This is a genomic window from Bacillus sp. JJ1127 (assembly GCF_036965845.1).
In the GTDB taxonomy this organism is placed as follows: Bacteria; Bacillota; Bacilli; order Bacillales; family Bacillaceae_G; genus Bacillus_A.
On record NZ_JBALQK010000148.1, the window covers coordinates 483 to 10,130 of the forward strand.

The window sequence follows — 9,648 nt, forward strand, 5'->3', positions numbered from 1 at the left end:
TAGTTGTAGATTCGGTAATTAATTTACAATATATTATATTCCTATTTCCCGCATTTTTGCCGTGACTTTTTTCATCCTGTCATCAATATCTGTGCCACTGAATTTCTTAAACCGCATTTCGCTCACGATTTTCCCGTCACACATAAACATAATACGCTCAGTCCTAGCTGCAATCTTTGCGTCGTGAGTTACAAGCATAACCGTAGTACCTTCTGTGTTAATTTCGGAAATTATGTCCATAATTTCCTGTGCGGATTTTGAGTTAAGCGCACCAGTCGGCTCGTCACCGAAGATAATTTTAGGATTGCTAATAAGTGCGCGGCATATTCCCGCACGCTGAAGCTGTCCTCCCGAAACTTGTGTAATATCACGCTTTTCCAGTTCCGCAATACCAACCTTTTTCATAAGCGCTCTTGCTTTTTCGGTAATCTTCGCAGCGCTTTTTCTATTATCCCGCATTGAAGGAAGAATGATATTATCAAGAATATTCAAGTTTTTAAGTAAAGTCGGCTGCTGAAAAACAAAACCCATTTTTGTTCTGCATATGTCGGCAAGCTCCTTTTCACTAAGTGCTGATAGATCCTCGCCGTCAAAAGAAACCTTTCCGCCGTCAATGCCGTCCATTCCACTCAGTGCATACATCAGTGTCGATTTTCCTGAGCCCGAAGGCCCCATAACCGAAACGAACTCTCCCTCGTTTATTTCAACGGACACGCCATCGAGAACATTATGCTTTTCATTACCTGCTCTGAAAGATTTCACTATATTTTCACCGATAATAATCTTCTTCATAATCTACTCCTTCATATTTTCAGATATTTTTATTTGTCCCGCGCTCGATGTGGCGATAATTGTTGCGATAAGTACTGAGCATATCATCATCAATGGACATAATAGATACGCAGAAAGTGGATTAACAACAAACTTAAACGACGACGCTCCAAACGATGAAATAACCGCGCTCGCAAGTACCTCTCCGAGAGTGTTTGCTAGAAGCGTTCCAAGAACAATTCCTACAATCAGAACAAATACCGAACGCAAAACATACTGTATTGTAATATCCGAGTTTGTAAAACCTAACGATTTCATTACGGCAATTGAGTATCTGTCCTTTGCGACAAGCATTTTCATAAACAAAAGTGTAACCAATACCGTTATAATCAGCGCAACGACAATTGCAGCATAGGAGGCTTTTTCGATGGAGCTTATTGTCGAACCGAATGTCTGTGTAATATATTCATCAATGCCCGAAATCTTTGCAAAATTGAACCTATCCGCATATTCCGAAGTCTTTCCTCCGACAAGAGATTTATCCGAAAGCTCCGTGTAAATAACGCACCACATAATATCCGCCGAATTGTCAGAGAAAATAGCCTTTGCGGTTTTGCCGCCGTTAGTAATGTCGGCATAAATTCCGCATACCGTGAGATTTTTCTCTTTCCCCTGAACCACCAGCGTAATGACATCACCGACCTTTTTGCCCAGCTCATCAGTATTAATAACTGAAAGCGCAATTTCGTCTTCTGCGGCGGGTGCTCTGCCTTCGGAATATTCTACCGGGAATATCGAATGGTCGCCAAGTTCAATTTTTATTCCTTCCTCCGATCCGTACTCCGTCTTTGATTTAAATGTTTTGGTCGTAAACACAGCATATTTAGATATAGATTTGTCGTGCTCCAGCGTCTTTACAATTTCCGCTGCTTTTTTAGAAATATTGTCAGTCTGCTGAATGTCAATGCGCATATCACTACTTCCTATCCCCATATATGTGATGAAGCTTTTTGAGGAAATCGTGTTGTACAGGTTCTGTGGAACGATAATGATAAATGTCGAAATCACAAGTACTGCAAGCATTGTGGCGTAAAGACTTTTTCTTGCAAGAACATCTTTTACGCCCAGAAAAACATTCGTGTTAAGCAGCCTGTTTCCGCTCAGGCAAAAATGTTTTGCGCCTGCGGATTTTTCCTGTGAAATGCCAAAGCGTATTGCTTCCGCGGCTGATATTTTTCGAAAGCGTTTCAGCATCTTGCTTACATAGGCAATAATTGCAAGGAACACGATTAATATACCGATTATTCCGAAAAATAAAGCGAAAGAAGAATTTTCACTTTCCCCCATATAAAGCCGTATATTTTCAAGGAGCATGCCTCTGAACACAAATGAAAGTGCAAACCCGAGAGTACAACCAGCTGCCGCAATCACCGCGTATTTCGCAAGATAAATCTTTTTTATGTCGGAAACACGTAGCCCTATTGCTTTCATAACACCTATTTCTCGGTAGTCGTCTTCGATTTTTGCAAGGAGAGTAAAGCGTATGCACATAAATGCGATTGCAACGACAAGCGCACTTACAAGAAGTATGACCGCAATCATCAGCCCATCGGAAATGGCATTAAGCATTTTGAAAAGTGGATATGTAATTGTCGGTCCGTTTGCTTCAAGTCCTGCGGAGGTGTAAGCAGTTTCGAATGCGCCAATTTCAGACAAGTCCTTTAATCTGAACTCAATTAGATATTCCGTGCTTCCGAAACCCTTTATTGCCGCATAATCATTTTCGCTCACAAGAAACCTCTTTGACGAGGCAAGCAGCGAATTCATCTGTGAATCGCGGAGAAATCCCGCAACGGTAAATTTCTTTCCGTCTATCACAACCTTGTCACCGACTTTTGCAGTGCCATCCTTCATATAACCTACCGGAACATAAATCTCCCCATCGGATACATTTATTACGTTTCCATCAAGATCAAGGAGATAATCAAATTTTTCGCTCTGTGTGCTGAAGCCGTTGTCCTGAACATTGTCCGCAAGCGAGTTTCCGTCAATTACAATCTGCGAACCGTCAACATTGAGAAATTCAAGCACCTGAAATTCATCGACATTGCTATTCTGCTCCGCGAAATCCGTAAGCCGTACAGTATCAATATCACCCGAATGCATCTGCATAAAATGCGGAGTTTTCGCCTGCTTCATGAGTGTATCTATCGCACCCGAAAGATTTACGACAAGTATCGCCGAGAGAGAAACAAGCATAGCCGCGGCAGCGACAAATATCATTGTTGTTAATGTTATCAGTTTGCTTTTTGAAATGTCATTACGGATTATTCTGTAATGCATACGTCACCTCTATTTTCAAGCTTTTTAACTGATTTCAAGTTATACAGAAATACCGAAGTAACACACAACAAAATCCCCGCGATAATAATGAGTAATCCCATTCCTCTGCCACTGCCCGTGCCAATGATTTTCCCCATACTACTAGCAAGCAGTCCGCCGTCAACTAACAAAGGAGTGAACACATAATCCGCAAGCACACCCGAAAGAGTATAAGCAGCAATAAATCCAAGCTGTGAGATTAATCCTATAACTGACCATGCCCTACCCTGAACGGAATTATCAATGTTGGTACGAACAAGAAAATCTAGGGTTGTGTTTGCAAATGGCATCATTGCGAAAAAAAGAAATCCCGATATACAGAGAAGTACGATATTTTCGCGAAGTCCGAATACCGCCATAAACATTCCTGCACAAAACAGCGAAATAGAAAGGATTTTCATAAAACCCTTTTTTATCGGAAGAATACCTATAATCACACTTGATACAAGCATTCCAGTAGCCACAATTGTTTCAAGCGTTCCTACTACTACACTGTCCGAAAAAGCAAGTATCATCGGCACGGAAAGCGTTTCTATGAAACCGAGAAAGAAAGTCAACACCGAAGACATCATCACAAGAACAAGAACACCCCTTTTTTTAGAAATGGCATCCCAGCCTTCTTTAAGTTCCCTGGTAAACGAATTTTCTTGTTCATTTTTTTTTGAAATAAGACCTTTACGTACAGCAAGAGTTGAAGCAACCGTTACAAAAAATGTACAGATATCAATTACAAGTAGCAACTTTATATCCACAACGGTGAGCAAAAAGCCTGCAATTATAGGAGAAATTAGATATTTTGCTGAACCCGCAACCTGAACAAAACCACTTGCCTTTGTATATTCCTCTTCGGTTAGCAAATCCGTAACCGTAGCCTTATATGCCGGATCAAGCATCGATGAAAAAATCGAACTTATTGTAACTCCCACACAAATCTGCCATATCTGCGCTTCACCGCCAAGCATACAAATCAAAATGAATATAAGTCCTATCATAGACAGACTGTCCCCCAGTATCATGAGAAGCCTACGGTCATAACGATCCGCAAGTACTCCTGCCACAGGACTTAAAAGAAGTGACGGCATAAACGCAAGTAAGGTTACCAGTGCCATTAACGATGCTCTTCCTGTTTGCTCAAAAACATAAATTGTAAGCCCGAACGAAGTAAGTCCACTTCCTATCGCTGAAATAAATTGTCCCGACCACAAAAGTAGGAATTTTCCGAATGACCCACCTGGATTATTCATTGCCGTTTCCATTTCATCTACCTCCATTTCCATTGTCGAACATCTTCATCATGTACATAAGACTTCCGCTTTCGACACCGAGTAGCCTTTCTACGTTGAAAACAAACGCCTGTATACGTGAAGCAAGCTCTTCGTTCGTCAAATTCACCATATCACCATCAAAAACAGTATTTGTATAAGCCACAACCATTTCCATGCATTCATACGGATATGGTGTATTGAACAATCCTTGCTCAATGCCCTCGCGGATTATTCCCGTCAGTACCTGTGGAACGCCATTTATGATAACCTTTTGTATTTTCTGATGCATCAGCGCATTCTGTGGCTTGTGAATGTGCTCAATAATTTCCTTTCCGTTTCCGTCACTAATGTTAAGTGCCATTACAACGCGGATAATACGCTCATTAACGGTAATGCTCTTGTCTGCGGCAATTCCCTTCGCAGCTCCTAAAATTCGGACAGTATACCGTTCAATTAGTGCGTCCATAATATCCTCCTTCGACTTGAAGTGATGATACAGCGTTCCCCGCGCAATCCCGACCTTTTCGAGAATATCGTTTGTACTTGTGCCATCAAAGCCCTTCCGACCGAATAGCTCATCAGCCGCGTCAAGTATTTCGTTCCTGCGCTCCTCGGCTTTTTTTATTACTCTCATTTTTACAACCCCTCTCAACAGACCGACTGCCTGTCTATTTTATACTGTTATATTAGCATGGTATTTTTTGGTAGTCAAGAGCGCACGTTAAAGTATAGTTAAAAAAATTAAGATGTTCAGTAATTTGCAGCGCACCAAAGTTTACTCCTTCAAGAAGGCTTTAATCTGGCATTAAATCATAGAAACTAATTTATTAGGTGATTGTTTAATTAAATTAGAAAACCCTAAAATATTAGTAAAATAAACTATTGATTCAAGTAAAATTGGATTATATTTAGGCAATATTCATAGCTTTGTATTTTTCTGAAAAATAAAAATACTTTCTTATAGATATAATACCTGAAGAGATTATTTTTTATCAAACTTTATTTCAAAGCCACATTTTCTTAAAGTAAAGTATCCAGTTCGAATATTAAAGATCATGTTCAATAATTGACTTTAAGTTCTTTTCACTTAATCCGTTTTGGCAAAAAGCAAATGATTTATTAGTTATTTTTTTGAACGATCAACAATTTTTATTTCTTTCTAAAGTCTAGTAAAGGGTTCGTATCGCTTAATTCAACGAAGAATGGGACAAGGAATAGAAAGAGAAGAGCTAAAATATCACTTGAAAAACGAAAGGTTTCTGATGATAAGTATTGCCTTTGATAACAATACGGACAATCTTTACCATCGTTTTGGAAATAAAGAGACCCTACATCCTTTGCTTTCCATCTTGTTTTACAATTCGTACAACGAGTCACAAAACCCCTCCTAATCTTTTTATCCAATCTTTGGACTATACTCCTTATCTTTTCTTAATATTAATTTTACATAACTACAAAGAAAAAAGCACATCACTTTTCATTAAGTGGTGTGCATAAAGTTTATCAAAATACTTCTTTATAACTTCGTCCGAACATTCCAAAGCTCTGGGAAAAAGCGTTGATCCAACACGCGTTTTAAATAAGAAACACCCGATGATCCACCTGTTCCCATTTTATGACCAATAATGCGTTCTACGGTTTTCATGTGACGGAATCGCCACTGTTGTAACCAATCTTCTATATCAATTAACTTCTCCGCCAGTTGATATAAGTCCCAATATTTTTTTACATCAGCATACACTTCTAACCACGCTGCTTCAACTGTCGCATCTTCTTCATACGGCTGTGTAATATCACGATTTAGTACATCTTTGTGAATTGGGAATCCTTCTTTTACAAGCGCCTGAATTGCAACATCGTAAAGGCTTGGCGAATGAAGTGCTTTATGTAAACGAGCGTGTAATTCTGGATCTTTTTCATAAATTTTTAATGCGTGAGGTGTTTTATAACCAAGCGCATATTCAATCATCCGATATTGATACGATTGAAATCCTGATGCTTGACCAAGCGAATCACGAAATTCGATGTATTCAGATGGCGTTAGCGTTGCAAGAATATCCCAAGACTGAATAATTTGCGATTGAATTTTTGAAACGCGCGCCAGCATTTTAAAAGCGGGTGCTAATTTATCATTTTGAATAGATTCAATCGCTGCGCTAAGCTCATGTAAAATTAGTTTCATCCAAAGTTCACTGGCTTGATGAATTACAATAAACAACATTTCATCATGATGATCGGAAAGTCTTTTTTGACTTCCTAGTAAACTATCTAATTGTAAATATTCCCCGTATGTCATATTCTCTCTGAAATCTGTATGAATTCCCTTTTCCATGATTACTTTTTCATTTTCTTTCATAAAAATGAACACCCCTTCTATGCATCATGTGCCTATTCTTATAGCGGTCTTATTACAGCACGAACTGGACTCCCATCCGCATCCATCAATGCGAGCGGCAAGGCAATCAGTTCATAATCTCCATCTTGTACATGATCTAATACTACATTCTCTAAAATATGAATACCATGTTGAAATAATTGATGATGCGCTGCTAGTTCTTTATCATCTAACGGATCCACAGAAGGTACATCTACCCCAATTAATCGAATGCCCTTTTCTGAAAGAAACGGTGCAATATCAGCACGTAAATATGGTATTGTCACCGGAAACTCCTGTACATTTCCATGTGAAGAAGTACGCAGTAATAATCGCTCTACACCTTCTAAATCAAATTTTTCTAATTCTATCATCCCAATACTATCCATGCCTGAAACATCAATGATACGTGCTGGGCCAACATACACATTCACATCTAAATCTAGTACTTTTTTCCCTTCATTATCAAAATGAAATGGCGCATCAATGTGCGTCCCTGTATGAATGCTCATCGTTAATTTCCCAACATTAACAGAGCCGCTTTGCTCTTTTGACCACGATACTTCGTACGAAAACGGCGTATCTCCTGGCCATGTCGCTATCTTATTATTTAATGGCTGTGAAATATCAATCCAGTCCGATTCTTTCATCGTTTATGCCACAACCTCTCGCTTATTTTCAAACTGTTTATATTCTTCATCTTTCATGATCTTTTTCAAAATTCGCACAGACTTCCACACTTCTTCATACGTGTTATATAAAGCAACTGGTGCAAGACGAACCCCATTTGGTGCACGAAAATCAGGAATAACTCCATTTGCTTTTAATGCTTTGCATATACGTGCTGCTTCCGGATGCTCCAAATAAATATGTCCCCCGCGCTTTTCATCTTCTAATGGATTTCCAATTGTAAATCCCATACCCTTCAATTCATGGCTGATTAAATCTAACATATAGCGGGTAATATGTAATGACTTTTTACGCAGTTTGTTAATACCTGCTTCTTTAAAAATCTCTAATGAACCAATTAATGGCGCTGTACTTAACACATGAGGCGTCCCAATTTGATATGCCCCAGCATGTTCAGCTGCTGTTAATGTATGTTCCATGTCAAATTGTTTATCTTTTCGAGAACTAAACCAACCAGAAAGTCCAGGAAGACGGTCGAAATGTTTTTGGTTCACATATAATCCAGCAACACCACCAGGTCCTGCATTTAAATATTTATAATTACACCATACTGCGAAATCAACATCCCAACTCTTAAAATCATGCGGGATTGAACCAATAGAATGACATAAATCAAAGCCAATATGAATACCGCGTTTGTGTGCTTCAGCAGTTAATCGCTTCATATCTAAAATTTGTCCGCTCCGATATAACACAGCAGGCAATAAAATTAACGCAATATCATCAGTCATTGCATCAATAATATCTTCTTCTTGAAGCGTCCTACCATCTTGACTCTTTACTTGTACAAGATGTTCATCTGGATCTAACCCTTTTAAACGAATTTGACTTTGCAAGGCATAAATATCTGATGGAAATGTTAACTCATCCGCAAGAATCTTTGTACGCATTCCCTTTGGTTCATAAAACGTCGCAATTACTTGATGAATATTCGTTGTCGTGGAACCGGTTACAATTACTTCTTCAGGTAAAGCACCTATAAGCGGTGCAGTTAATTCACCTAATTGTTCTGACAAAAAGAACCAGGGATATTCCCCTTCTGTCCACCCATCAATTCCATACTCTTTCCATGAATGTAACATCGTAAGTAAAGATTTCTCTGCTCTTTTAGAAAGCAATCCTAATGAATTCCCGTCTAAATATATTGTATCTGCTTTCTTATAAAATTCTTTTTGAAATTCAGCAAGTTCATCGTGCTTATCACATTCAATTGCATACTCGTAAGATGGTTCAAATGGCTCTTGATACATTTTTTTCACCTTCTATTAATTTTCTTTTTATTCTAACTAATTGAAATATAACATTATAATTGACATGACGTCAATGATATTATGTCAGTTGACTTTTTACATTCGATTCAATTAGAATAAAATTATATTTTCAGATATTTCAGTATAAAGAGGTGATATTTTTTGGAAAAGAATCTTCTTTCAACAAGACAACAACGATCAATAGAAACAAGAAAGAAATTATTAAAATCAGGTCGTAGAGTTTTTTTAGAACACGGGTTTCAAAAAACAACAATCTCTCAAATTATTAAAGATGCTGAAACTGGCTATGGTACTGCATACGTATATTTTAAAAATAAAGATGATATTCTAATTGTCCTCATGGAAGATGTGATGAATCGTTTTTACACAATTGCTGAACGTTCCTTTTTTCCTAAAACAAAAATAGAAGCACATACTATGATTCAAAATCAAGTGCGGGCATTCTTACAATTAGCCGAAGAAGAAAGAAATATATTACAAATCGTCGAAGAGGCTATTGGAGCATCAAATACAGTTTGTCATAAATGGAACGAAATCCGTGAACGTTTTATTAGTCGAATTATGCAGGATATCACTTATTCACAAAATAATAGATTGGCACGAAGTGAGTTAAATAAAGCAATTGTGGCACGTGGTTGGTTTTATACGAATGAAATGTTTCTATGGGAAATCGTTCGAAATGAGAAGAAAGTAGATTTAGAGGAAGTTGTATTTACACTAACAGAGATGTACACCTCAGGACTATATAAAAAATCTTAATTTTCAAACTTAATTATAATCATAAAATATTTTTCAGGATATGACAAAGTTAACTATGGTATTTCGCTTATTTTAAAGTATTGAAGTTTGAGAAATTCCCTATCTATTGATTCTAACTTTCCTTCAACAACTTCAC

General features: G+C 38.0%; 9 protein-coding genes. 1 reads left to right on the forward strand and 8 read right to left on the reverse strand.

What is annotated here, in order from left to right; translation table 11 throughout:
* Window positions 1–33: 33 nt before the first annotated feature.
* The 8 genes from V7183_RS15290 to kynU all read right to left on the reverse strand — a co-directional run bounded on the left by V7183_RS15290 (window position 34) and on the right by kynU (window position 8,732).
* Complete coding sequence (locus V7183_RS15290) at window positions 34–792, reverse strand: ABC transporter ATP-binding protein (RefSeq protein ID WP_335360074.1); 759 nt, start codon at window positions 790–792, stop codon at window positions 34–36.
* A gap of 3 nt (window positions 793–795) precedes the next feature.
* The gene (locus tag V7183_RS15295; protein WP_335360075.1) at window positions 796–3,114 is read right to left on the reverse strand and encodes an ABC transporter permease; all 2,319 of its coding nucleotides are present in this window, start codon (window positions 3,112–3,114) and stop codon (window positions 796–798) included.
* The gene (locus V7183_RS15300; protein WP_335360076.1) at window positions 3,099–4,409 is read right to left on the reverse strand and encodes an MFS transporter; all 1,311 of its coding nucleotides are present in this window, start codon (window positions 4,407–4,409) and stop codon (window positions 3,099–3,101) included. The genes V7183_RS15295 and V7183_RS15300 overlap by 16 nt, the downstream gene beginning before the upstream one ends.
* Window position 4,410: 1 nt before the next feature.
* The gene (locus V7183_RS15305; RefSeq protein WP_335360077.1) at window positions 4,411–5,052 is read right to left on the reverse strand and encodes a TetR/AcrR family transcriptional regulator; all 642 of its coding nucleotides are present in this window, start codon (window positions 5,050–5,052) and stop codon (window positions 4,411–4,413) included.
* Window positions 5,053–5,567: 515 nt separating this feature from the next.
* A complete protein-coding gene (locus tag V7183_RS15310; RefSeq protein ID WP_335360078.1) occupies window positions 5,568–5,795 on the reverse strand; it encodes a hypothetical protein in 228 nt (75 codons plus the stop codon).
* Between the two features lie 139 nt (window positions 5,796–5,934).
* Entirely contained in the window at window positions 5,935–6,774 is an 840-nt protein-coding gene (kynA, locus tag V7183_RS15315; protein WP_097899734.1) for a tryptophan 2,3-dioxygenase, read from the reverse strand.
* Between the two features lie 38 nt (window positions 6,775–6,812).
* Complete coding sequence (gene kynB / locus V7183_RS15320) at window positions 6,813–7,442, reverse strand: arylformamidase (RefSeq protein ID WP_335360079.1); 630 nt, start codon at window positions 7,440–7,442, stop codon at window positions 6,813–6,815.
* 3 nt (window positions 7,443–7,445) lie between these two features.
* Window positions 7,446–8,732 (reverse strand): kynureninase, encoded by a 1,287-nt coding sequence (gene kynU, locus V7183_RS15325; protein ID WP_335360080.1) that lies wholly within the window; start codon window positions 8,730–8,732, stop codon window positions 7,446–7,448.
* Between the two features lie 162 nt (window positions 8,733–8,894).
* Here kynU and V7183_RS15330 point away from each other — a divergent pair, with 162 nt between their 5' ends.
* Window positions 8,895–9,512, forward strand: coding sequence for a TetR/AcrR family transcriptional regulator (locus V7183_RS15330; RefSeq protein ID WP_097899737.1), 618 nt, complete (start codon window positions 8,895–8,897; stop codon window positions 9,510–9,512).
* The last annotated feature ends 136 nt before the right edge of the window (window positions 9,513–9,648 follow it).